The organism is Gilvimarinus chinensis DSM 19667 (assembly GCF_000377745.1).
GTDB classification, from domain to species: Bacteria; Pseudomonadota; Gammaproteobacteria; order Pseudomonadales; family Cellvibrionaceae; genus Gilvimarinus; species Gilvimarinus chinensis.
The window spans coordinates 367,800-391,076 of the sequence record NZ_KB898706.1; the positions used below are offsets into that span (position 1 = coordinate 367,800).

The window sequence follows — 23,277 nt, forward strand, 5'->3', positions numbered from 1 at the left end:
GGGAGTTTTTGGCGAGCCGGTGTTTTTACCGCAATTATGCGCTGCAATGCCGGTCGCCCGTTATTTTGCGGGGGCTGATTAGCTCAATTCTCTGGCTGACGCACCTCAAATGGTATGACGGGGCAATCGCTGTCACAGAACTGTCACGCAGGCTTTTTATTGTCTGCCCCACTTTTACTGACCAGCAAGCCGCTGGTATCGATGTAGGACTCTTTGGGGGAGATACCGTGAAAAAAATTGCCAATCGCCGTGCACCGCAAGTGCGCCGTCAAATGCTCGCCGCCACTATCGCCATGCTGGGTGCTGCTAGCGCTATTGCTGATGGTCAAATCAGCGGCCAACTGACTACCGAAGTTAGTGGCCTGCCGTTGCAGGGTAGCCGGGTTAAGCTCGAAGAGTTAAACGTGAGCACCGTCACCGGTCGTGATGGTCGCTACAACTTAAGCGGTATCGAGCCGGGCACTTACACGCTGAGCGTGAGCTACCTGGGTGTGCAAACCATGCAGCGCACCATTGAGGTGGTTGATAACGAAACCTTAGTCAGTAACTTCCAAATTCAACCTAATAACACGCGCGAAGAATTCGTGATTGTTATGGGCCAGGCGGGTAGCTTGAACAAAGCGTTAAACGTTCAACGCTCATCTGACAATTTGGTGAGCGCCGTGGCCGCCGATGCCATCGGCCAGTTTCCCGATACCAACGTTTCCGAAGCGTTGCAGCGCTTGCCCGGTTTGTCCATTGAGCGTGACCAAGGTGAAGGCCGTTACGTTCGTATTCGCGGGTTGGGCCCAGACTATAACTCGGTAACCGTTAACGGCGTGAACTTACCGTCTCCTGACTCTGGCCGTCGCGCCGTGGCTTTGGATGTTATCCCTTCCGATTTACTTGAAGGACTGGTTGTCAGCAAAACGTTAACGGCTGATATGGATGCGAACTCGCTCGGTGGTAGCATTGATATTCAAAGTTTGTCAGCGTTTGACCGTGACGATATGTTCTACTCGTTTACCGCCGAGGGAAGTTATAACGAGTTAACCGACAGCACCAGCCCCAAGCTGGCTTTGACCGCATCGGATCAGTTCAGCATTGGCAGCGGTACGAATAACCTTGGCATCGCGGGTGGTATCAGCTGGTACGACCGCGACTTTGGCTCCGATAACGTAGAGACCGGCGGCGCTTGGGATTTTGACGATGACGGCACCCTGCTCGAAGAAGTAGAACAACGCGATTATTTAATCTCTCGTGAGCGCTCTGGTGCAACGCTAAACTTTGATTACAAGCTCAGTGAAAACACCGAGCTTTACTGGCGTAACCTGTACAGTGAATACACCGATTCAGAGATTCGTCTGGCTAACATATTTGAATTTGAAGACGGTGTTCTTCCAGGTGCTTCTGGTGTTGCTGAGGTTGCACGCGAATTAAAAGACCGCGAAGAAACCCAAGAGATTCTGTCGACTGCGTTAGGTGGTACCACGCGAGTTAACAGTTGGACCATTGACTACCGTGCCGCCGTTTCTGAGTCCAGTGAAGACGAGCCACAGCATGTGAGCGGTGCAGTGTTTGCCGCTAGCGATGCGTTTGAAAATGTATCCTTTACCGATACCCGTGAACCTTACCTAATGGTACCCGATGCTTTCTTTGCCGCCGACAGCTATGAAATGGACGAAGTGGAAAAAGCTTCATCGGGCACTAACGATACCCAGCAGTCTTTCCAGCTGGATTTTACCCGCGACTTCTTTGTTGCGAATCACTCAGCACAATTAAAATTTGGTGGTAAGTACCGCAACCGTGAGAAAGACAACGACGTTGAAATCTGGGTGTTTGAAGACCTGGATGAACACGGCTTCAGCGATGAGCAACTGCTGATGAGCGGGTATGCCGCTGGCGCACCTGATTTCACCCTAGGTGATTTTGGTCCGGGTATTAACAGCGATGCGGTTGCCGCGTCGCTCACGGGGCTGGACGAAAGTGAGTTTTACTCGGAGGAAGACTCAACCATCGAAGACTTTGATGTCGAAGAAACCGTATCGGCAGCATACGTCATGGGCCGTATTGATTTGCACGATCTGCGGTTGATTGCCGGTGTACGTTACGAAGATACCGAGTTTGCCTCCCAAGGCACACTGTTTGATGGTGATGAGTTCTCACCTTTAGAGGTTGATAATCAGTACGATAACTTTTTCCCATCCGTGCTCGCCCGTTACACCATTGGCGAAAACTCGCAAATTCGCGGCTCCTGGACTAACTCGCTGGTGCGCCCTAACTTTGAGCAACTGGCACCAAACTTTGTTATTGACGATGGCGAGGCAGAGTTTGGTAACCCGCTGCTTAAGCCTATGGAGTCGGAAAACTTTGACTTCGGCTTTGAGCACTACATGGGGCTGGCCGGTGTAGTCTCTGCGTACGTGTACTACAAGGATATTGAAAACTTTATCTACCAGACAGATTTGGCCGCTACCGATCAGTACGGTGACTATGACGAAGCGATAACCTTCGCCAATGGCGATTCGGCCGAAGTGTCTGGTATTGAACTGGCATTCTCTAAGCAAATGGACTTTTTGCCCGGTGCCTTGAGCGGGTTGTTGCTGTCGGCTAACGCTACGTTCTCGGATTCTGAAGCGAGCCTGAGCTACTACGATGAAGACGAAGGTGGTTGGTTAAGCCGTGATAGCAAGCTGCCAAGTCAGTCTGACACGACCGGTAACGTAAGCATTGGTTACGAAGCCGCCAGCTTTAATGTTCGCTTAGCGGCCAACTATAAGTCTGAGTACCTGCTTGAAGTTCAAGATGTGACCGATGCGTCTGAAGACGTCTATGTGGATGAACAAACTCAACTGGACTTTTCGGCTCGCTATTACTTGAGTGAAGGTGTGCAGCTGTATTTCGAAGCGCTGAACCTAACCGATGAGCCTTATTACGCCTACGTAAATGATTCATCCTACAATGCGCAGTTTGAAACCTACGGCTTGACTTTCAAGCTGGGGCTCACGGTTACCAACTTCTAAGCATTGAATAACAAGAACTCACAGCGGCGCCCGTCGCCGCTTTTTGGGATTACGTAATATGACTTTAAAGCATTTATCCGCGTCTATTGCCTTATGTTTAAGTTTGGGTGCCTGTGCTGCGCCGGTAGATAAACCTACGGACGCCTCCGTGGACTATATTCCCGCCTTACAGCAAGGCGAAGCGGTTTTTTGGTTGGCACTTGATGACAGTGGTCAGTTGCGCGTTGAGAATGGCAAAGCCATTGCCCGTGACGTAAGCGCTGTGAATATCGTGCAAGTAAGCGATGGCTATTTGGTCGCCACCATTGCCGGAGTAGAGGCGACGCCGACATTGTACTTGCTTCGCGATAATGCAAAACGTGTTGAGCGTTTAGCGACGTTGGCATCGCCCAACTTTTTAGTGGAAGGTTTGTGCCTGGCCCCCGAAGCCGATGGCAGTGTGTCCTTGTTTATGCTGGACGAGCGCGGCAGTGCCGAGCAATGGGTTGTGTACAGCGATAAGCAGTCGTTAACACCGGCGCAACTGCGCACCTTACCCATTGCCCCCAACGCCACAGCGTGCGCAGCGGATGGCAACGGAGGGTTGTTTATTGCCGAAGAGGAAATGGGCGTGTGGCGCTACTCTTCCAACGCTGAAAAGCCGGTAAGCCGGGAAGTGGTCGGTTTGGCAAGCCCTTACGGTGAACTGGGCGAGGGTACAGAAGCCATTGCTTATCTGGGTAATAATTTGGTCACCGTAACCGTAGATACTGCCGAGGTACATGTGCATCAACCCAGTGATAACGGCTGGAGTTCGACGACCTTGGGGCAGTGGCAGGGCATTGAAGAGCCAGAGCAATTGCGCGCCTGGTATAACGCCAAAGACGGTCAGCTGCACTTGCAAGCTCGTGACGATGCCAGCGGCGAATTTGCGCGTAAAAGTTTTGCGGTTGCTGGCGGTCAGCTGGATTTTTCCGCCCCAGCGGCTAGCGAACAAAGCGTTAAACTGGTACAGCCCAGTGTACAAACCGACCCGGTAGCGCGTTTTGGCGATGCGGCCGACGACCCGGCTATCTGGGTACACCCGCAAACCCCTGAAAAAAGTTTGATTCTCGGTACCGATAAAAAGCACGGTTTACTGGTGTACACCTTAGATGGCAAACAAAAGCAGCTGTTGCCAACCGGTCGTTTAAACAACGTGGATTTGCGCTACGGTTTTGATTTTGGCAATGGTATCGATGATATCGCCGTCGCAACCCAGCGCGATGACAATTCATTGTCGATTTATCGCGTTGACGCTGAAAATGGTCACATTCAGCATGTAGCGGAACTGCCCACCGGGCTCGAAGAAATTTACGGCTTCTGCATGTACCAAAACGGTGGCAACACCTACGCGATTGCCAATGGTAAAAGCGGTACCTTTGAGCAGTATTTGCTGCAGGCAGACAATGGCAAGATCAGCGCATCTTTAGCGCGTACCTTCGCGGTTGAAACCCAGCCCGAAGGTTGCGTAGCCGACGACGCTACCGGCCAGTTATTTGTGGGTGAAGAGGGGGTTGGCGTTTACACCTTGTCAGCAAACCCCGAAGCTGGTGATGCACCTGTGCTGATCAGAGGCGTCGACGAGATAATGGTGGCCGATGTGGAAGGTATGGCTTTGTACCCGGCCGAAAACAGCCGCTACCTGATCGTCTCCAGCCAGGGTGATGACAGTTACGTAGTGCTGCAGTCCAGCGCGCCTTACAAGGTGCTGGGTAAGTTTCGTGTCGGGGCAAACTACGGCGCGGGCATCGATGCGATTTCTGAAACCGATGGTTTAGAGGTCACACACCGCTCGCTGGGTAAAGGCTACGAGCAAGGGGCCTTTATCGCACAGGATGGGCATAATGTTATGCCCGAACGTCCGCAAAACTTTAAACTGGTGCCTTGGTCAGATATCGCCCAGGAGTTGAATTTGAATGACTGAGAAAAAAATACAGGGGCGCGATTTCGATATTGACGATATCGCGGTTAACCCCACCCAAAGAACTTCCCTCGGGGAGCTCGCCTGTTCACGACGTCGTTTCGTGACAGGTTCCATGGCTGCTTGCCTGGCGCCCGGCGCCGGGCCTTTTTTATTATTGGCCTGCAGCTCACAGCCCGCAGGCATGTTTACCGATGCGCTGCGCCCGGAGATAGGCTTTGCGCCCGTGCCGGTGGCTCTGGGCGACAAAGTCGATGAGGTAACCGTGCCCCAGGGCTACACCGCTCGGCCTTTTTTCTCCTGGGGCGATAAGGTGGTTAACGGGGCGGTCGACTGGCGTAGTGATGCCAGTAACTCCGCCGCCGAGCAGGAGCTGCAAGCCGGGCAGAATAACGACGGCATGCACTTTTTCCCCTTTCCCGATGCGCCCAACGAGCACGGCTTGTTGGTGGTAAATCACGAATACATCAACGACACTTTGCACACCAACGGCCCCACCATTAGCGAAAATGAGCAAGGGCACAAGCAGCGCCCCATGGAAGAAGTGCTCAAAGAGCAAGCCGCCCACGGCGTGAGTGTGATTGAAATTAAAAAAGATGACGCCGGGCAGTGGCAAAAGGTTTACCCCTCGCGCTTCAACCGCCGCTTGACGGCCAATACGGTAATGGATATCAGCGGCCCGGCAGCGGGCACAACGGCGATGAAAACCCTGCAGGATGATACCGGACGCCGCGTGCTGGGGACGTTAAATAATTGCGCTATGGGTGTAACCCCGTGGGGTACGTATTTAATTTGCGAAGAAAACTGGAAGAATTATTTCGTTAACCGCGACCAGCAGGATTGGCAAAATCGCCCGGCTCACAAGCGCTATGGCATAGCGTCAGGTGCCAGCAGCCATTACAACTATTGGGAGTCGGTGGACGAACGTTTTGATGCCACACCCAAAGCGGAGCAAAAACACAGCGGTTATGTGAACGAGCCCAATCGTTTCGGTTGGGTGGTGGAGTTTGACCCTTTCGACCCCGAATCTCGCCCCGTTAAGCGCACTGCCCTTGGCCGATTGGTGCGCGAGGGCTGCACTTGTGTATTGGCCGACGATGGCACCATGGCGTTTTATTCCGGCGACGATACTCGCGGCGAGTACGTGTATAAATTTGTTCCCGAGGGTAAGTTTCGCGCCGATGCCCCCGCTGCCAATCGAGACTTGCTGGACAAAGGCACCGCCTATGTGGCTGTTTATCACGCCGATGGTACCGGCGAGTGGCGCGCTCTGGTGCAGGGTGAAAATGGCCTGACCGCAGAGAACGGTTTTACTACGCAAGCCGATGTACTGATTAATCTGCGCGGCGCTGCCGATGTCGTGGGGGCAACCCCCATGGACCGCCCCGAGTGGGTTGCCGTGCATCCGCAAACCACCGACGGTTACGTAACCCTTACCAACAACTACAAGCGCGGAGTCGACCCCGATCAGCCGCTAAACGCCGCCAATCCGCGCGCCGATAACGACCACGGGCAGATCTTGCGCTGGCGTGAGTTCGATCAAAATCCGGCTGCAAAAAAATTCCACTGGGAGTTATTTTTGCTCGCCGGTCCCGTGCTGCAAACCCAGCCTAAGCCCGGTGAGTTTGCCGCGCTTGAGGGGGATCGCTTTTCCTGCCCCGATGGCTTGTGGTTTGATGGCGACGGCCGCCTGTGGATTGCCACTGACTACGACGAGCTTGAGCCGGAATACGCAGGCCAGGGTACCAATCAGTTACTGTGCGCCGACCCGGTTACCCGCGAAGTGAAACGCTTTATGACCGGACCCGTGGGTGCCGAAATTACCGGCTTAACCGGCACGCCCGATGGCAAAACTTTGTGGTTTAACGTTCAGCACCCGGGGTTAAGTTACCCGGCCAGCGATGGTGTAACCCGGCCGCGCTCCACCACCGTGGTCGTCACCAAGGATGATGGCGGCGTGATAGGAACCTGACAGCTACAAACCTGAGGGTTTCTTAAAGCTACTGCGCCTGGCTGGGAATAAAACTGATTTCCAGCCAGGCGCTTTCACCTATTAACCTGGTAATTAAGAGGCTCGCGCTCGCCTCCTGCGCCGTTATTAACCCGACAATCATAGTTGCCGGGTTAATACGCAAATCCTGATTCATTCTTGACGATTTCCGCCTTGCTGGGTAAAAACTTTTTCAGTAGCACCGGCAACAAGGTTAGATCGGCCAGTAGCGCAATGCTCATGGCCAAACCGGATAGCAGCCCGAATTGAATGCTGGGCACAAAGTCCGAGAACAGCAGCATGGAAAACCCGATCACGATAATCAGTGTGGTGTACAGCAGGGCATAGCCGACGCTGTGATGGGTGCGGTACATGGCATCGCTGTGGCTGCTCTCTTCGCGGTAGCGATGCATATAGTGGATGGTGTCGTCTACGGCAATACCCATGGCAATCGAGGCAATGGTCATGGTCATCAAGTCGAGCGGAATACCAAGCCAGCCCATGGTACCCAGCACCGTTACCGTGGTAAGAATGTTCGGTGCAATACCGATAAGGGCCAAGCGCAGTGAGCGAAAAATCACCCAGAACGCCAGGGTTAACACCACATAAACCAAACCTAACGATAAAATCTGCGAGCGAAAAAGCTTTTGCAGAATGTTCTGATACAACATAAACAGGCCGGTCATTTGATACTGGTCTTCCGGTATTTCCAGCGCCTGCATGTCAGCTTTAATTTGCTCAAGGTAATCGCTGCGGTTGAGCCCTTCGGTGGTGTCCTGTACACGGGTGCTTACGCGAAATTGATGTTGCGTTTCGTTGTAGTAAGAGCCTAACAGACTGTCGCGAAGCTTTTTATCCAGCGTCCAGTAAACCGCATTGATTTCATACTCTGTTAACGGCTTGCCGCCATTAATCTGCTTTGCAAGTTCGGTAAAGTTAACCACCGACAGCGTATCGCCACTGGCTTCGTAGTCCGTTAAGGCCGCTTGTATTAATTGCAGCCTTTGCAGTTGCTCGGCGGTAAAGTCCAAATCCGTGTTGCTGGGCTTGGTGGGTGAAAAGGTAATGTCTAATGCGGTGGTGCCGCCAAACTGCTGGTCGATAAAGCTCAGTTCACGGTACACATTGGTTGAGTCTTTAAAATAATTAATAAAGCTGTTTTCAATGCTCAAGCGAAACAGGCCCGCCGCACTGACGCCCAGTAAAACGAGGCTGAGTAACACCACCAGCTTGCCGTTTTTGTCTGCTATGCCATAAAAGCCGTTGAGTAAATGTTTGGCAAGGTTGTGAGGGGTGGCTTTTTCTTCGCGCTTTAAAAACGACAGCAGCGCCGGAAACAGCAACAGGCTGGTGGTAATGGACACCAGCATTGCGATCATCATCATCCAGCCAAAAGCGATCACCGGTTGAATGTCTGTTAGCAGCAATGAGGCAAAGCCCACCGAGGTTGTAATGCCGGCGTAAAGACAGGGTTTAAACTTTTTACGCAGGGTTTCGCTTAGCAATTGTTTTTGTGTCCACTCGCGATGCTTCTCGCAGCTCTCTCGGTACTGCACAATCAGATGTACCACAATGGCCAGGGTGAGAATAAGCTGCAAGGCGACAAAGTTGGCTGAAATGACTGTGGCCTTAAACCCCAGTGCCCCAAACAGGCCAAGGGTCATCACCACACTGCTAACGCAACAGGTAGCCGTAAGCGCTACCCAGCGCAAGCGACGGAACAGTGTCAGCAGTAGCAGGCAGATGATAACCGCGATGGCGCTACCAAAAATCACCAAATCATTTTTCACGATATTAATCAGCTGATAACCCAGTGCGTGGGCACCGCCGATGTATAAATTGACCGATTTTTCGTAGGGCTTAATAATCTCGCGAATTCGGTCAATTTCCCGGTTGCGGATTTGCGTCAATCGCTTTTCGATAGGCTCCGCTTGTTTTTGCAGAGCCTCAAGCTGTTGGGTCTCTTCATCGCTCAACTCACCTTGCAGCATTTTTTCTTGCAGTTGGGTGATCTGGCTTTCTATGTCGGCAAGCTCGGGGTCTGCCTTAAACAGCAGTTGAATGGCGGTAGCGGTTTGCTCTTGGTTGATCACCAAGTCTTCAAATATAGGGTGGTTTTTGAAGGTGTCTTTAAGGCGCGAGGGTGAGAAGTTTTTGTTTTCTATTGTCCACTGGTCGGCTGCTCCGGCGCCTAAGCCTCCGTCCGCAAGGCTGATTAAGGGCACGTTCAAAATAGAGCGTACGGATTCAACCCGTTCTATTTTTTCAAACGCTTGGCTTAGTGCAGCTATGTCGTTAAAGCTGGTTTCGGACAGCACCTCATGATCTTTTGGCTCATAGGCAACTAACAGAAACTCTTGCGGGGCAAAGCGCGAGTCCGTTACCCGGGTTTTTAAGTACAGCTCATTGTCTTTGGTGAGCAGAGTATCTGCTGAGGCATCAATGGTGAACTTGCTGGCTTGCCAGGCCAGCAACAGAGTGAGCGCCGCAAATATCAGCAGTATGAGTTTATGGTGGCGAACCGCAGCGGAAATTTTATGGTCCATCGGTTGCCTCGCTTTGTTTACTTAACCCCTGGTAGTCTTTATCGCGCATAATGCTTTGCAAATACAGATTGCGAAACAGAATATAAGGGTCGTCGCTCTTTTCTCTTAGCACTTCGTAGCGTTCGGCATCGCTGGCATAATCCTGTAGGTAGTCGAAGGCTTTTACGCCGAACTTTTCCGGGTTATCCATCAAATAGGTGATGGGGTTGAGCAGGTAGTCGGTAATGGCCGAGGTGCCGTCCCGTAAATCCGACGGGCCAAAAAATGGCAACACCAAGTATACGCCGTAGCCCGCGCCGTATTTCATTAAAGTATCGTCAAAGTGAGCTTCGGCGCGCTCCAGTCCAAACCAGTCGGCCGCCGGGTCAAACAGCCCAGCGAGGCCTAAGGTAGAGTTAATGACAAAGCGCGCCAGGTTGCGGCAAGCCAAGGCGCCCTCAAGTTGCAGCAAGTTGTTAACGAAATAAATCGGCGTTTTCAAGTTGTAAAACAGGTTGGTGACGCTGTTGCGCACGGGCAGCGGCACGACTTTTACGTAACCGCTTCCCAGCGGAATTAACGCGTAGCGGTAGGCGACATCGTTAAAGGCAAACATCGCGCGGTTAAAGCCTTCAAGGGGGTCGTTGTAGTCCGTATAAGACACCACCGTCGGCTCTACATCGGGAATGCCTTCGGGAGCGTCAATCACTTTTACGCCGCCTTCGACCTCGCTGGCGGGCGTTTCCAAGGGTACGTAGCGGCGGCCCACGTCTTGTTCGGGCTGATTAAGGCTGGCGCAGCCACTGCCAGCAACGGCCAGCAACGTAATCAAAAGCCAACGGGAAAGCGTTTGCGTACCAAGGCGGGTGCCGATCATGGTGAAGTCCTGTTTCGCGCTATTGTGTTGTGATTTTTAGGCGTATCTACAGGTCTTGAGCAAGCGCTGTGCCAGACGGTGTTTAGCGCGGAGTAGAGGGGTTACGCGTAAGGTGTGGGTTAAAAACTACAGCGGTGGGCTTGGCGGTTTGTAAGTTCTACCAAAAAAGGGGCGGCCAAGCCGCCCAAGTTGGGGGTGAGCTAGGGCCTGTTGACACTGATTGAATCCGCCTGCTGGAAACCAGTTTTGTTTCCAGCTAGGCACCGTGAGCGCAGTTTGGTTATTCCAAATAAGCGAAAGCTGGCCCCGCGAGCACAGCGAGTGCTTTGGGTCTCGGTAACAACGCTGGGGGCAAAACTGGTTCCAGCCCTTCGGGTTGCGGTTAAAAATCCGCCACTCTGCGTTGCTCGTCGTTCATTTGGAATAACCAAACTTCTCTCCTCGCGCCTTGATTGACGAATTTTTAGTCGTAACAGGCTGTATTCAATCAGTGTCAACAGGCCCTGGAAAATGGTTGGCGTCAGTGAGCGTGAACTAAAGAGGGCGCTTGGCTTTGGTTGATAATTTGAATATCCACCCGGCGCTCCAGGGCGTAGGTTTCTAAATCTTGCCCATTGCTGCGCCCAGAGGATGCGCCGTGGGCGGTAATGTTGATGCGTGCGGCGTCGACGCCCGCCGCGACCAGGGCATCTTTGACCGAGTGAGCGCGATATTGCGACAGCACGTTGTTGTATTCATCGGTACCGCGCGGATCGGCGTAGCCGTCCAGCTGTACGTTAAGCTCGGCGTTATCCACTAAAAATTTTGCCAGGCTGTCCAATGCTTGCTGGTTTTGCGGGCTTAAGCTGTCCTCGCCCGTTTTAAACATCACCTGCAGTTCAAGTTGATCCAGAGTGATGCTTTCAAAGTCGTTGATGGTGGAGTGGGCTGCGTGCAGCTGTTCGGTGACATCGCGCAGCTGGCTTTGCGATAGTTGATATTCTTTCTCCAGTTGTTTTGCCTCCGCGTTATTTTCCATTTGTTCGGTAACATAAATGGTGCCGATAAACGCCGCCAGCATACCCACAGGGCCGCCAACCAGTGCGCCGGTAATCACACCCGCGGTGGCAACACCGGCTTGTTTGGTTTCCAGGCTGGCTGCCTGAGTGGTGGGTACTTGCGTGGTGCTGGCCGCGATAATAGCGCTGGCGAGTAATGCTTTTTTCATGGTGTTGCTCCTGTTATTACCGTAAAAAGTGGGTGTTTTCTGTGTCTACAGGAGCTATTTAACCGTCGCAAAAGGGCAGGACGGTGACGCAAATCGGGCAAGTTGCGTAGCAATTGTGCCGAATAATGGCGCCGTGAATCGGAGCGTTTTGAGTGAGGTTTAAGTTTTGCAATTCTGCGTGTTTTGACAACGTTGTCTCTGGCGCTGACGGTAATCCGCTGTTAAGCTTGGTCAGTTCATAATATCGGCCCAGCCCTGCCGACGGCGGGCGGCACAATAACAGACAAATCAGCGCGGAGATTATGTATGACCGAGCAGCACGTTTACCCGGTACCCGAGGCGATCAAACAGAACGCCGCCATCGATGCCGACACCTACCAAAGCCTTTACCGTCAGTCGGTAGAATCCCCCGACGCCTTCTGGGCCGCTCAGGCCGAGACCTTTTTAGACTGGAAAGAAAAGTGGCACACCGTCTGCGAAAGCGACCTGAAAAAAGGTGAAGTCGCCTGGTTTGTGGGCGGTAAGCTGAATGTCAGTGTCAACTGTATCGACCGTCACCTTGAGGCCCGGGGCGATCAAACCGCCATTATCTGGGAAGGGGACGACCCGTCTGAAGATCAGCTGATTACTTACCGCGAGTTGCACGAAGAAGTGTGTCGCCTGGCCAATGTGCTGCGCGATCGCGGTGTGAAAAAAGGTGATCGGGTGTGCCTGTACATGCCCATGATTCCCGAGGCCTGCTACGCCATGCTGGCCTGCGCCCGTATTGGTGCCGTGCACTCGGTCGTGTTTGGCGGTTTCTCGCCCGACGCTCTGAAAGATCGTATTCAAAACGCCGACTGCCAAGTGCTGATTACCGCCGACGAAGGCCTGCGCGGCGGCCGTAAAGTCCCGCTTAAAGCCAACGCCGACAAAGCTCTGGCCGAATGCCCGGGGGTGCATACCTGCCTGGTGGTGAAGCGCACGGCGGGTGATATCGAGTGGAACGAGTCGCGCGATGTCTGGTACCGCGACGCCGTTGAAGCGGTGGCCCCAGAATGCGAGCCCGAGTGGATGGACTCGGAAGATCCGCTGTTTATTCTTTACACCTCAGGCTCCACGGGTAAGCCCAAGGGCGTGTTGCACACCACTGGCGGCTACTTACTGCAGGCGGCCATGACCCACAAATACGTGTTCGATATTCAAGAAGGTGATGTCTACTGGTGTACCGCTGATGTCGGCTGGGTGACCGGGCACAGTTATATTGTGTACGGCCCGCTGGCCAATGGCGCGACTACCCTGATGTTTGAAGGCGTACCCACCTACCCGGATGCCGCGCGCTGCTGGGAGGTGGTCGACAAGCACGGCGTTAACAGCTTTTACACCGCACCAACGGCCGTGCGAGCCTTGATGGGCGCGGGCGATGATTTCGTCAAGCGCACCTCGCGTAAATCCCTGCGTATTTTGGGCAGTGTGGGCGAGCCCATTAACCCCGAAGCGTGGGAGTGGTATTACAGAGTCGTGGGCGATGAGCGCTGCCCCATTATGGACACCTGGTGGCAGACCGAAACCGGCGCCCACATGATGACGCCATTACCGGGCGCTACCGACCTGAAACCTGGCTCGTGCACCAAGCCCTTTTTTGGCGTGCAACCGGTACTGCTGGATGCCGAGGGCAACGAAGTGGAAGGCGCCGGTGAAGGCAGTCTGGCCATTAAAGCCAGCTGGCCCAGCCAGATTCGCACTGTGTATGGCGACCACCAGCGCTGCATTGACACCTACTACTCAACCTACCCTGGCTATTACTTTACCGGCGACGGCGCGCGCCGTGACGAAGACGGTTACTTTTGGATTACCGGCCGTGTGGACGATGTACTGAACGTTTCTGGCCACCGTATGGGCACAGCCGAAGTTGAAAGCGCGTTGGTGCTGCACGATAAAGTCGCCGAAGCTGCCGTGGTGGGCTACCCCCACGACATTAAAGGGCAGGGCATTTACGCCTACGTGACCCCGATGGACGGCGTAGAACCCAGCGATGAACTGAAAAAAGAGCTTATCGCGCTGTGTGTGCAAGAGATTGGCGCCATTGCCAAGCCGGATATTATTCAGTGGGCACCGGGCTTGCCGAAAACCCGCTCGGGGAAAATTATGCGTCGTATTTTGCGTAAAATTGCCGCCAATGAGCTGGATACCTTGGGTGATACCTCAACCCTGGCAGACCCTGCCGTGGTGGATGACCTGATCGACCATCGCGTTAACCGGTAACACTGCTCGACCCTTCTAGGCAGCCCTGCTCAGGGCTGCCTCATTTCTTTCAACCAGCGCTTCCAGGCTGTCCGTAGTGGCCGACTGCTGGATATTCCACTCTATTTGCAGCGTTATAGTTTGCTCTACCGGTTGGGTCAGGTGGGCATTGCTCAGCGCAGATTCCAGCCGTTGAGCAACAGGAAGTGCGTCTTGCGCTTTAGTGTTAGGTAAAAAGAGGGTCAATTTACGCCCACCCAGGCGGCTGGCGATATCCTGTTGTCGGGTATTGCGCAAAAGCGTCAACCCAGACTCGCTGAGGACCGCATCACCGGCCTGAATTCCGTATCGGGCGTTAATATCAGCTAAATTACGAACAATAAAGGTAATCAGCGAACAGGGCTCGCCTTGCGCCTGGCAAGAATTAAGCAGCTCAGAGCAGCTGGTGTAAAAATACCGTCGATTAAATAACTGGGTAAGCTGGTCACGGGTAGATAGGCTGTGCTCAATTTTACGATAGCTGCCCAGTAACAAGCGGCTCAGGCGATAGGTTTTAATCAGCCGATAAATCCCCAGAGTTAAACCCCCAAGCCCGAGAGGTAAAAAGCATTTGCCGATGAGCGCCATCACGGCGGGCATTGAATACACCAAATTGCTTAAAAGGGTATGCCAGGCACTCATAAATATCAGAGCACTTGCCGCCACCAATACGGTGGCTAAAGAGCGCTTGATTGGGGCAAAACAAAAAATAGCGAGCAGCAGGAAACTCACCGCAGTAAGCAATGCATCGCAAACAACATACAGCGGCTGCAATTGGTCAGAGGGTTGAATATCGCCACCGGCAAACCCTGCGCCAGCCCACAATAAACACGCCAGTAATATGCCAAGCAGCGTGAGCATCGCCTGCGAAAACTGACTCATGGTAATCCCTTGCGCTGGTGGTAGTTAAACAGCATAGCCCAAAACCGGCGTGATGCCAGGCTTGAAATCCGGCATAATGCACATTAATTGACGTGCAAAGATGTAGAGCCATGAGTGACAAAGAGCAGGACATTTTCCTCCAAGAAATGAGCGACGTGCGCCCTATTCGCGCCGATAAAAAGGTCGCCCTGGAAAAAGCCAAGCCCAGCAGCCAAACCCTGGCTAAGCGTCGCGAAGCCGCGACCGAAACCACCGCAAAAGACACCAACTTTCTCAGTGCGGAGCATATCGACCCGGTAAAACCCCTGGATATTCTGGAATTTAAGCGCGACGGTGTGCAGCACGGGGTGTACAAAAACCTGCGCCTGGGTAAATACAGCATTGATGCCCGCCTGGATTTGCACCGCATGACGGTGGAGCAGGCGCGCGCTGCGCTCTACCAGTTTGTGCAAGATTGCATGAACCACGACATTCGCTGCGCGCTGATTACCCACGGCAAAGGCGAGGGCAGAGAAAACCCGGCCCTGCTAAAAAGCTGCGTCGCCAACTGGCTGCCACAATTTGACGATGTGCTGGCGTTTCATTCGGCGCAAAAACACCATGGCGCCAGTGGCGCCACCTACATATTGCTTAAAAAAAGCGAAGAAAAACGCCGCGAAAATTGGGAAAAACACTCACGGCGAAAATAGCCGCCGCGCATGGCGTTGGGTTATGACTGACCTTTCGCTGACAATAACAAAAGGAACTCACATGAAATTACCTATTCACTTGGCCGTGTTGGATTTTATCGGCTGCATCTTGGTCGGTTTGGGTATGGCGATGGAATTTGCTGAGGTTAATTTTCTGCCCGAAGCTATGCAGTTTGAAAAAGATGGCGTGGTATTTATTGTGGTGGGTATCGCGCTCTTGCTGCCAGCGGTTATTTATATTCTGCGCGGCTTGCGGCAGGGGTAAATCGTTTCAACCTGGCCGAGAACGGTTGCAGGAAAAGGCGAACGACTAACGCGGTGTTAGTCGTTATGTCTTTTCCTCCAGCTCGCCAACAGCGAGCCAGACACATTGTGCCACACTGAAAAAAGCGCGCCCGGCAGCGCGGCCGTGGCGGTAAAAAACTGCTGTGCTAATGCGACCGCTAAGCCAGAGTTTTGCATGCCCACCTCAATGGCAATAGTGCGGCAGGTGGGCTCATCAAAGCGCAGTGCGCGGGCCAGCCAGTAGCCGCCCAGCAGGCCCATACCGTTGTGCATAACAACGGCTAATAAAACCACGGCGCCAATGCTTGCTAAGCGCCCAGCGTTCAGTGCCACAACAATGGCGATAATCAAAACAATCAGCGCCACGGCCACACTGGCCAGCAGTGGCTCAATCCGCTTTACGGCGCGGGCCGTAAAGTGATGCACCACTACACCCAGTAACACCGGCGCCAGCACAATCTTGGCAATGCTGACCAGCATGCCCGCCGCGTTAATCTCTACCGCATTCTGTAACAGCAGCCAGGTAATCAAAGGCGTTAACAGCACCGAGGCTAAGGTTGAGGCAAGAGTCATAGACACAGACAAGGCCACGCGACCACCGGCCAACCAGGTAATTACGTTAGAGGCCGTACCACCTGCCGCCGAACCCACCAGCACCATGCCCGTGGTCAGCTCCGCACTTAACTCCAATAGGCGTGAAACCGCCAGCGCCGCCAAAGGCATCACCGTAAATTGCAATACTAACCCCAGCAAAATCGGCTTCGGCGTGCGAGCCACGCGCGTAAAATCCGCCGCCGATAACGTCAGCCCCATAGCAAACATCACTAGTGCCAGCAGCCAGGCAATGCCGGGTGCCATCGGGGTGAACGTCGCGGGGAGCAAGTAACCCAGCGTTCCCAGCAAAATGGCCCAGAGTGGGAAGAGGCGGTTGAAGTAGTGGAATAGTTTCATGGCGTAAGTTATTGAATATATAGATGTTATGGTTTTTGGGGGCGAGGTTTCGGTTTCATGGTGAATGGCAGAGACTTGGAAGTTGCCAGACGTAGAGGATAATCGCCTTCAAGCATTTAGGGGCGGGCTGTCATTACCTAATGTTCAGGTGCTATAGTAAAGCGTGAGAGAGCAGGGGGGCAACCATGAGTACCGTACACGATTTACCCAAAACTAAACGTAAAGATACCTTGGAAAAGTACTATACGATTGTCGGCAACGGCAAGCTTCAAATGAAGCACGACACTCCTACCAAATCCAAAACCTTTCAAAAAAATCTTCGCCAGTTAATAGACGCAAAGCTAGCAAACCGTACTGAAAAAAAATAGCCTTTGGTCCAAGGATGGAGCCATTATGATTGGAACAAGTTTTTTTACCCTGTTGGCTATTGCCGTCGGTGGCTTTATTTTTTCCACAAAGTGTTACGCTACCCGATATCGAATAGCCCGCCAATCAGGACATAAGTTATATCTTCCTGCTCTTGGCGTTGGATTTGTCTTGGCTCCCCTGTCATTGTTTTCTCTTGAATCTGGATATTGGATTTGTAATCAACTTGAAAATTCGGCCTGTCTCCCTATTTCGGCAGATATAAAAAGCCTTGCCTTTGCGATTCACATGCTCTTTTGGGGGTGGCTTACCGCTGCCCTGTACAATAAATTGCCAAACGTGCGTACAAATGCACTAACCCGAGAACTGCAGAAAAACGATTTTGATGCAACCTGTCTGTATGCTTCCGAGGCTTTTAAGCCTATCGCAATCACTCTCGAGACGCGAAAAGTTTATGTGGGCATGATTATCGACACCCCAGCGCCGGAGTCGGAGTATTTAACTTTTCTTCCGGCTTACAGTGGTTATCGAAGCGATGAGACATTGTCGTTCAACTTAGTGAATGACTACGAGCATGAACTGAAAAAGTTATTAGAAGGGGATGACGACACGAGCCTTCAAGATTTGGTAATCATTGTACCCAAGGGCAAGATTCTAAGTCTTCACATCTATAACGATCACCTCTACCAGCAACTTAACAGCTAACGTGCTGGCGTCTGAAAGCGGTGGGTTATTTTCGCAGTCAGCGGCCCGGCATTTTAACTGGTGCGAGCTTATGGCACTATATTGGTGTTGATCTGTGCGCCAAGGCGCGAATATAAAAAGGACACGCTGTTATGGACACCAGCGACGCGCAGCGAGCGCGCTTACAGATATTTGAGTTAGTCGTCTACTGGGAAGGGGCTGCCAACAGTAGCTTGTTGGTGAAGCACTTTGGGCTCTCCCGCCAGCAGGCCAGTCAGGATATAAAGCGCTACCTGGAATTAGCGCCTAATAATCTTAGCTACAATACCCGCCGCAAGTGCCACCAGCCCGAGTCAGATTTTAAGCCACTGTTTATTACCAGGCTGGCCGATCAGTACCTGGCTTGGTTGGCGCAACCTTTGGCCATCGAAACACTTCCTATCTACTCTTTAAGCCTTCCTGCACGGGGAGTGTCTGCGGCTTTGATATGGCCCATTGTTCAAGCCATTCACAACAGCCAGGCCAATGACTACATCTGGCAAACCACCGGCAGCGGCATAACGCTCACCTGCTTAAAGAGGTCTAATGCGGAATATTATTTTTCCGATGCTAGAGGATCGAAGGTGATGAATAGTCAAAAGAGGTACTGTTTCATTCTGATTTGAAACATGTTTTTTAGTGATAAATTATCGAGAGGTATATGCCCCATGAGAGGTATAGAAAGTGGAGGCGAAATTGATGTGCCGGATTCCATTCGGCCTTATTTGAACGAGATTGCCGAACGTTTATGGGCCGAACGAGCCGCTGTCATGGTCGGCGCGGGCTACAGCAAGAACGCTGACAGTGGGTTTCCTGATTGGAACCAGTTGGGTGAGCTTTTCTATCAAAAGGCGCATGGCGTCAAGGCTGATGCGGCTAGCCAAAAGTACCTGAACGTTTTGCGGTTGGCTGAAGAAGTACAATCTGGTATCGGCAGGCCCGCATTAGAGAATTTGCTGCGCTCTAATATTCCGGATAAGAACGTCGAACCATCTGGGTTACATGTCGAGTTGCTTGAGCTACCGTGGGTGGATGTGTTTACCACTAATTACGATACCTTGCTTGAGCGGGCCAGTGCCAAGGTCGTAACCCGGAGATATGAGCCGGTTGTAAACAAAGAGGATATTCCTTACGCCGTTAAGCCCAGAATTGTGAAACTACACGGAAGCTTCCCTTCGGAACGACCCTTTATTATCACTGAAGAGGATTATCGACGTTATCCGCACGAGTATGCCCCATTCGTCAATACCGTTCAGCAAGCACTTCTTGAGAATACTTTTTGTCTGATTGGGTTTTCCGGCGACGACCCTAATTTTCTGCAGTGGATCGGTTGGATTCGCGACAATCTCGGCAAGGATAAGTCTCAGAAAATCTATCTGGTTGGGGTATTCGACCTTTTGCCCGCCCGACTTCAGCTCTTGGCCCAGCGTGGGATTATCGTTGTTGACTTCTCGTGCTGTGATGGGATTGATAAAAGCGACCACAGCAAGGCGCTGATTCGGTTTTTCGAGTACATACGATCGAAAAAGCCGGATGCTCTCGATTGGCCTTACAACCCCTCCATGATGCACCCTGAGCATAGCTCGGACCGTATTGAAGAAATTCAGAAGGTCACTGAAGAATGGCGTCGACAGAGGCAGGCATATCCCGGCTGGTTGATCTTGCCGCATAGCAATCGTGAGAATTTGTGGGTGTACTCGCATGCTTGGGTTAACTACCTTCCGGGGCTGGAAGAATGTCCTCCAGGGTTGGACATTCAATACATATTTGAACTGATTTGGCGACTTGAACGATGTTTACTGCCAGTTTTCGACAATATCGCAGAGATATGCGAAAAAATTCTTGAAAAGTATTGGCCATTTAAACGCGAAAGTCCGGCCGCAAACTGCCAGATCTATATTAGTAATACTGAATTTCGAGATCTTCCATGGGATGATCTCCAGCAGGCGTGGCTGGCCATCGGGGTGGCGATGCTGAGGTTTTATCGCGAAGAGGGGCATCTTGAGAAGTGGAAGGAATCAGAAATTCAGCTTAAGGCGCTTTCTGATTTTCTTTCAGCGGAACAAAGGGAGTTTCTGAATTATGAAGGGTTTCTTTTTAGTTTATTCACCCTGGATTTTCCTGCCGCTAAAGATCGACTTGAAAACTGGCGGCCAAATGAATCGCAGCCCTACTGGATGGCTAAGCGTGCGGCTGCGTTTGCAGAGATTGGCCACGTAAATGACACGGATGAGAAAATCCGTTTGTCACTGGCTGAATCCCGCAAAAAGAGCAATAACGAATATACCCCGAAAAGCTACTTTTCGGTTTCCGCTGAATCGTATCAAATGCTTCTTTTTCGGTATGTTAAAGATGCCAGTGATTGGATGATGCGGAAGCCTGCAACAGCTGATGAAGAAAGTGTAATAAAGGAATATATTAAAGATGAGTGGGTGCAAGGACAGCATAGTTCTGAATCTAAACGCCAGACAAGCAGTACTGTTAAGCCCCGAAAAAGATTTGATAGTTTTGATGAAAACTGGGAAGACCTGTGTGAGAAACGATTAAGTGACAGAAGGTTAGAATGGAATCAGTATTTAATAAGTATTCGAATGCGCCAGCGCAGAAACGAGCTACAGCAACAGAATGCTCGTTGGGATGAGCTCAAAGCGTTCCGCTGTGATCCGTGGAATGAAATTAAAATGTACGAATTAAAGTTGGATAAGCCGTATTTTCAGTTAAAAACTTTTACCGAAAAGCGTGAGTTTGATGTCGGTCTAGTCTCCAAAACACGTCATTTTTTCGGTGTTGATCAGGAGTTGATAAACGCGTATTCATTTCTTAGGTTCTTTGAAGAGATCGGTTTGTCATATCGGATGGACGTAAAAACCACCTTGGCAAGTTTGCAGCGTATCTCAAGATCTTCCTCATTTTGGGCTATATCCACGCTCGCCAGATTGGGGGATGTGAAAGCTGCTGATAGCTTATTCAACCGCGAATCCGTTTACAGGTTTACCACCAGTGAAGCCGATCAGCTCATTCAGAATTACTTGGATGCGATTAGAAAATGCCGGAATGATATTAACGAGGACGATTCATCCCGAAATGATAGCTACGGTGTTCGCCTCGCTCAATTACTGCCTGAATTAATCTCTAGACTTTGTTGTAAGTGTTCAGACGGCATGAAGCGCTGCGTTCTTGAGTTTATTGCCGATATTTATGCCTCACCCGAAAAAAATAGTTACGGAAATATGAGGAACCTGCTTAATCGGCTTATAAACTCTATGCCCGAAGTGGAACAATACAACCTGATACCAGAGTTTCTGAAAATTCCGTTCCCCGAAGATCTTAATCCAATTGTGAGGGATGAATTTATAAATCCCTTCTTGCTGGTCGATCTCAAGCAGAAGCCCGGATGTGTACAAGCGGTGGAGATTCGCCCTGAAATGGTAGATCATTTATTCCAGCAAGCAGCTTTGGATAACCCTGATCGTCGGCGTTGGGCGATAACTTCCCTAGTAACCCTCCATACGTTACAGCTGCTCGACGTAGACGAGAGCGAAGACCTCGCTGAAGTCATTTGGAGCGTAACTGATGGTTACGGTTTGCCGGATGAAACCGATTTTTACAAATTTGCTCTTCTAAGATTTCCTTACCCAGAGGGCGTTAATCCTGTTAAGCGTTTCAAAAGATATGTAGAGAGTGCACCTTTCCCGATACAGAAGGACAGGGGCGTTAGTATGACGGGAGGGCGCCTATCCATCGTGCATGAAATTATTGGTGCTAGCAGTAATGGTGAAAATATATGGACAGCGAAAGATGCCGCCGAGATATTACAGCGCCTGATAGAATGGTGGGACGCCGACAAAGATAGGTTGGCTGAAAAAGAAAACGAACCCGTTGGTTCTCCATCCATTTCAGAGGAGTTTCGAGCAAGATTTTCCCGTATGCTTGATCTGATTTCCGAGGTTGTAGGGCCTAAGCTCAGCGTAGACTCGCCTGAGGAAATTAAATCATCTCTTGGTCGATTTCTTAAGGAAGCTCAAGAACTAGAATTGCCTGCACTCAAAGCTGAAGCAGCATCTCTTCACTTATTTCCTGATTGGAAGGGTGAGCTTAATAGCCGAATCAATGAGGCATTGCTTTCCAATCAAATTGCTATTCAAGTAGATGGTCTCAAAGCTATCGATAAAATTATCCTATATGCCAGCGATGTCGATTCAAGCTTTGAAGAAGTTGATCCAGTGTCAATGCTTACTCAGTATCTCGCATGGTGTCCGTCAAATAGAATAATCCCAGCGCTATGGATTATAGTTCGTGTTTTGAAAAAATCACCGGCTAGATTCGATCCCCGCTTGGAGTTGGCTACTCTAAGTCGACTTAACAGATTGTTGAATGAAACAGCATATGATAGAGATACACAAGAATTTGACTTTGACGAAAACCTAGGGGTTCGTCAAGTTTCATCAGTTCTGGCGGTAGCACTTTTTGAGTATTATGAAACCATTGGCGACCCTGTTCCTGAAGTTGTTGAAAAGTGGAAAATCGAATGTCTCGCACCTGATGAATTCGCTGAAATTCGAATTCCTTGGCTAGAGTGTCAATCTACAGAATGTTCCCATTAGTCACTTAGTCACTGCGTTCTGTTCCTATACGCACGAATGAGGTGATTTGGTGGCTTGCAAAGCTGGCTGGGAGAGTGAAGCGATGCTCGGTATGGGTTAGAGCGACTCATTTGCTGGCCCCGCTTGGCTGAAGATGGACTCGTGCTCCGCCCCTGCTGAAACTTTTGATAGCTTTAACTTTATCACGAACCATGTTCGCGAGCGGTTGGGTAAGAAGCAATATATCCTACTTTTCGCTTTCAATGGAACTGGAGAGACGTGCTATACATGGCCTTTAAGGAGCAGGGAAAACAAGAACAAATTGGGCTGGAAAAATTTGTTGAAAAGGCGTCACATTATTTTAGGCCGGTAGGCCTTGTTTCGCCGGGCGAGTTCTTTGCCCTGTTAATTTCTCAAGCTCGTTTTTATAGCGATCCTTACCACGTGCCAATCCATTTGTTTACTGATGGCCGGGCTTTACCAGTCAACATTGAGTCCACGCGAAAGTCAGCTTAGAACGATTATGAAAATAACGGCTAGCAAACACGCAGCTACTATAGAGGTCAGCACACTCCGCAATTTTCTGTAGTCCGGCGCTTGTCGAACCCATAGCCGTTCACAGGCCCAGCAAGCAATAAACCCCAACGCCAGCCCTGCCAGCGCGATCAGAATCCAGCCGGTTACGGCGCAATACAGCGCGGCCCAACTACTGAGCGCGAGGGCGTTGCTGGCAATTAATGGCCCGGCACGCCGATGCGCCTTGCCCTGAACTTGCCCCCACAGGCTACCCGCCATAAAGCTCAGGATGATGGCGCCGTAGCTGACCAGCGCCAGCAGTGCTGTATGACGGTAGTCGGGCAGGACGCTCACAAGCGCGAGGCCGACAAAGGGAATTAAACCTGCGTAGCCGAGCCGGTTTCGAAGTGTCTGGTTCATGGTGCCTCCTAACCTTTGTTACGCAGTCGGCGGGAGAACGGATGTGGGGTTAGCGTT

18 protein-coding genes are annotated in these 23,277 nt (G+C 51.5%); 11 read left to right on the plus strand and 7 right to left on the minus strand.

The genetic code is table 11. From position 1 onward, the window contains the following. The first annotated feature begins 227 nt into the window (after positions 1-227). From D568_RS0101685 to D568_RS0101695, 3 genes are read left to right on the plus strand one after another with little or no spacing between them, the layout of a single operon-like run. Positions 228-3,002 carry a TonB-dependent receptor gene (locus D568_RS0101685; RefSeq protein ID WP_211211589.1) on the plus strand — a complete coding sequence of 925 codons (2,775 nt, stop codon included), beginning with the start codon at positions 228-230 and terminating at the stop codon, positions 3,000-3,002. A gap of 58 nt (positions 3,003-3,060) precedes the next feature. After that, positions 3,061-4,947: a phytase gene (locus D568_RS0101690; RefSeq protein WP_020207829.1), complete on the plus strand. Its 1,887-nt coding sequence runs from the start codon at positions 3,061-3,063 to the stop codon at positions 4,945-4,947. After that, positions 4,940-6,916 carry a PhoX family protein gene (locus D568_RS0101695; protein WP_020207830.1) on the plus strand — a complete coding sequence of 659 codons (1,977 nt, stop codon included), beginning with the start codon at positions 4,940-4,942 and terminating at the stop codon, positions 6,914-6,916. Before D568_RS0101690 ends, D568_RS0101695 begins: the two co-directional genes overlap by 8 nt. A gap of 28 nt (positions 6,917-6,944) precedes the next feature. Here D568_RS0101695 and D568_RS21615 read toward each other — a convergent pair whose 3' ends face one another. From D568_RS21615 to D568_RS0101715, 4 genes are all read right to left on the minus strand, one after another. After that, positions 6,945-7,091 carry a hypothetical protein gene (locus D568_RS21615; protein ID WP_020207831.1) on the minus strand — a complete coding sequence of 49 codons (147 nt, stop codon included), beginning with the start codon at positions 7,089-7,091 and terminating at the stop codon, positions 6,945-6,947. Then, entirely contained in the window at positions 7,069-9,480 is a 2,412-nt protein-coding gene (locus tag D568_RS0101705; protein WP_020207832.1) for an efflux RND transporter permease subunit, read from the minus strand. The genes D568_RS21615 and D568_RS0101705 overlap by 23 nt, the downstream gene beginning before the upstream one ends. Further along, positions 9,470-10,336, minus strand: coding sequence for an MlaA family lipoprotein (locus D568_RS18885; RefSeq protein WP_020207833.1), 867 nt, complete (start codon positions 10,334-10,336; stop codon positions 9,470-9,472). Before D568_RS18885 ends, D568_RS0101705 begins: the two co-directional genes overlap by 11 nt. 520 nt (positions 10,337-10,856) lie before the next feature. Then, complete coding sequence (locus tag D568_RS0101715) at positions 10,857-11,543, minus strand: OmpA family protein (protein WP_020207834.1); 687 nt, start codon at positions 11,541-11,543, stop codon at positions 10,857-10,859. Positions 11,544-11,849: 306 nt separating this feature from the next. Here D568_RS0101715 and acs point away from each other — a divergent pair, with 306 nt between their 5' ends. Beyond that, positions 11,850-13,787 (plus strand): acetate--CoA ligase, encoded by a 1,938-nt coding sequence (gene acs, locus D568_RS0101720; protein ID WP_020207835.1) that lies wholly within the window; start codon positions 11,850-11,852, stop codon positions 13,785-13,787. A gap of 15 nt (positions 13,788-13,802) precedes the next feature. Here the strand turns inward: acs and D568_RS0101725 are convergent, their stop codons facing one another. Beyond that, the gene (locus tag D568_RS0101725) at positions 13,803-14,687 is read right to left on the minus strand and encodes a GGDEF domain-containing protein (RefSeq protein WP_020207836.1); all 885 of its coding nucleotides are present in this window, start codon (positions 14,685-14,687) and stop codon (positions 13,803-13,805) included. 110 nt (positions 14,688-14,797) lie between these two features. On the opposite strand from D568_RS0101725, the gene smrA reads away from it, so the two are divergent. Together smrA and D568_RS21800 are read left to right on the plus strand one after the other, a co-directional pair. Then, positions 14,798-15,376: a DNA endonuclease SmrA gene (gene smrA / locus D568_RS0101730; RefSeq protein ID WP_020207837.1), complete on the plus strand. Its 579-nt coding sequence runs from the start codon at positions 14,798-14,800 to the stop codon at positions 15,374-15,376. A 61-nt stretch (positions 15,377-15,437) separates the two neighbouring features. After that, positions 15,438-15,641 carry a DUF1418 family protein gene (locus D568_RS21800; protein ID WP_020207838.1) on the plus strand — a complete coding sequence of 68 codons (204 nt, stop codon included), beginning with the start codon at positions 15,438-15,440 and terminating at the stop codon, positions 15,639-15,641. A gap of 56 nt (positions 15,642-15,697) precedes the next feature. Here the strand turns inward: D568_RS21800 and D568_RS0101740 are convergent, their stop codons facing one another. Further along, complete coding sequence (locus D568_RS0101740) at positions 15,698-16,612, minus strand: bile acid:sodium symporter family protein (RefSeq protein ID WP_026286789.1); 915 nt, start codon at positions 16,610-16,612, stop codon at positions 15,698-15,700. A 185-nt stretch (positions 16,613-16,797) separates the two neighbouring features. Between D568_RS0101740 and D568_RS0101745 the strand changes: the two genes are divergently transcribed. From D568_RS0101745 to D568_RS21805, 5 genes are all read left to right on the plus strand, one after another. Next, positions 16,798-16,980: a hypothetical protein gene (locus D568_RS0101745; protein ID WP_020207840.1), complete on the plus strand. Its 183-nt coding sequence runs from the start codon at positions 16,798-16,800 to the stop codon at positions 16,978-16,980. A gap of 25 nt (positions 16,981-17,005) precedes the next feature. Next, entirely contained in the window at positions 17,006-17,683 is a 678-nt protein-coding gene (locus D568_RS0101750; protein WP_020207841.1) for a hypothetical protein, read from the plus strand. A 131-nt stretch (positions 17,684-17,814) separates the two neighbouring features. Further along, complete coding sequence (locus tag D568_RS18890) at positions 17,815-18,327, plus strand: BrxR family helix-turn-helix transcriptional regulator (RefSeq protein WP_020207842.1); 513 nt, start codon at positions 17,815-17,817, stop codon at positions 18,325-18,327. Between the two features lie 42 nt (positions 18,328-18,369). Next, the gene (gene dsr2 / locus D568_RS20850) at positions 18,370-22,305 is read left to right on the plus strand and encodes an anti-phage defense-associated sirtuin Dsr2 (RefSeq protein WP_020207843.1); all 3,936 of its coding nucleotides are present in this window, start codon (positions 18,370-18,372) and stop codon (positions 22,303-22,305) included. Positions 22,306-22,572: 267 nt separating this feature from the next. Further along, positions 22,573-22,800, plus strand: coding sequence for a hypothetical protein (locus D568_RS21805; RefSeq protein WP_020207844.1), 228 nt, complete (start codon positions 22,573-22,575; stop codon positions 22,798-22,800). Here D568_RS21805 and D568_RS20855 read toward each other — a convergent pair. After that, complete coding sequence (locus tag D568_RS20855; RefSeq protein WP_020207845.1) at positions 22,792-23,220, minus strand: DUF3429 domain-containing protein; 429 nt, start codon at positions 23,218-23,220, stop codon at positions 22,792-22,794. The genes D568_RS21805 and D568_RS20855 overlap by 9 nt on opposite strands. Between the last annotated feature and the right edge of the window lie 57 nt (positions 23,221-23,277).

Bases quoted from the DNA above. Each gene is read 5' to 3' on its own strand.
- D568_RS0101690 (WP_020207829.1), top strand. From the start codon at position 3,061: ATGACTTTAAAGCATTTATCCGCGTCTATTGCCTTATGTTTAAGTTTG.
- D568_RS0101695 (WP_020207830.1), top strand. From the start codon at position 4,940: ATGACTGAGAAAAAAATACAGGGGCGCGATTTCGATATTGACGATATC.
- D568_RS21615 (WP_020207831.1), bottom strand. From the start codon at position 7,091: ATGAATCAGGATTTGCGTATTAACCCGGCAACTATGATTGTCGGGTTA.
- D568_RS0101705 (WP_020207832.1), bottom strand. From the start codon at position 9,480: ATGGACCATAAAATTTCCGCTGCGGTTCGCCACCATAAACTCATACTG.
- D568_RS18885 (WP_020207833.1), bottom strand. From the start codon at position 10,336: ATGATCGGCACCCGCCTTGGTACGCAAACGCTTTCCCGTTGGCTTTTG.
- D568_RS0101715 (WP_020207834.1), bottom strand. From the start codon at position 11,543: ATGAAAAAAGCATTACTCGCCAGCGCTATTATCGCGGCCAGCACCACG.
- acs (WP_020207835.1), top strand. From the start codon at position 11,850: ATGACCGAGCAGCACGTTTACCCGGTACCCGAGGCGATCAAACAGAAC.
- D568_RS0101725 (WP_020207836.1), bottom strand. From the start codon at position 14,687: ATGAGTCAGTTTTCGCAGGCGATGCTCACGCTGCTTGGCATATTACTG.
- smrA (WP_020207837.1), top strand. From the start codon at position 14,798: ATGAGTGACAAAGAGCAGGACATTTTCCTCCAAGAAATGAGCGACGTG.
- D568_RS21800 (WP_020207838.1), top strand. From the start codon at position 15,438: ATGAAATTACCTATTCACTTGGCCGTGTTGGATTTTATCGGCTGCATC.
- D568_RS0101740 (WP_026286789.1), bottom strand. From the start codon at position 16,612: ATGAAACTATTCCACTACTTCAACCGCCTCTTCCCACTCTGGGCCATT.
- D568_RS0101745 (WP_020207840.1), top strand. From the start codon at position 16,798: ATGAGTACCGTACACGATTTACCCAAAACTAAACGTAAAGATACCTTG.
- D568_RS0101750 (WP_020207841.1), top strand. From the start codon at position 17,006: ATGATTGGAACAAGTTTTTTTACCCTGTTGGCTATTGCCGTCGGTGGC.
- D568_RS18890 (WP_020207842.1), top strand. From the start codon at position 17,815: ATGGACACCAGCGACGCGCAGCGAGCGCGCTTACAGATATTTGAGTTA.
- dsr2 (WP_020207843.1), top strand. From the start codon at position 18,370: ATGAGAGGTATAGAAAGTGGAGGCGAAATTGATGTGCCGGATTCCATT.
- D568_RS21805 (WP_020207844.1), top strand. From the start codon at position 22,573: ATGGCCTTTAAGGAGCAGGGAAAACAAGAACAAATTGGGCTGGAAAAA.
- D568_RS20855 (WP_020207845.1), bottom strand. From the start codon at position 23,220: ATGAACCAGACACTTCGAAACCGGCTCGGCTACGCAGGTTTAATTCCC.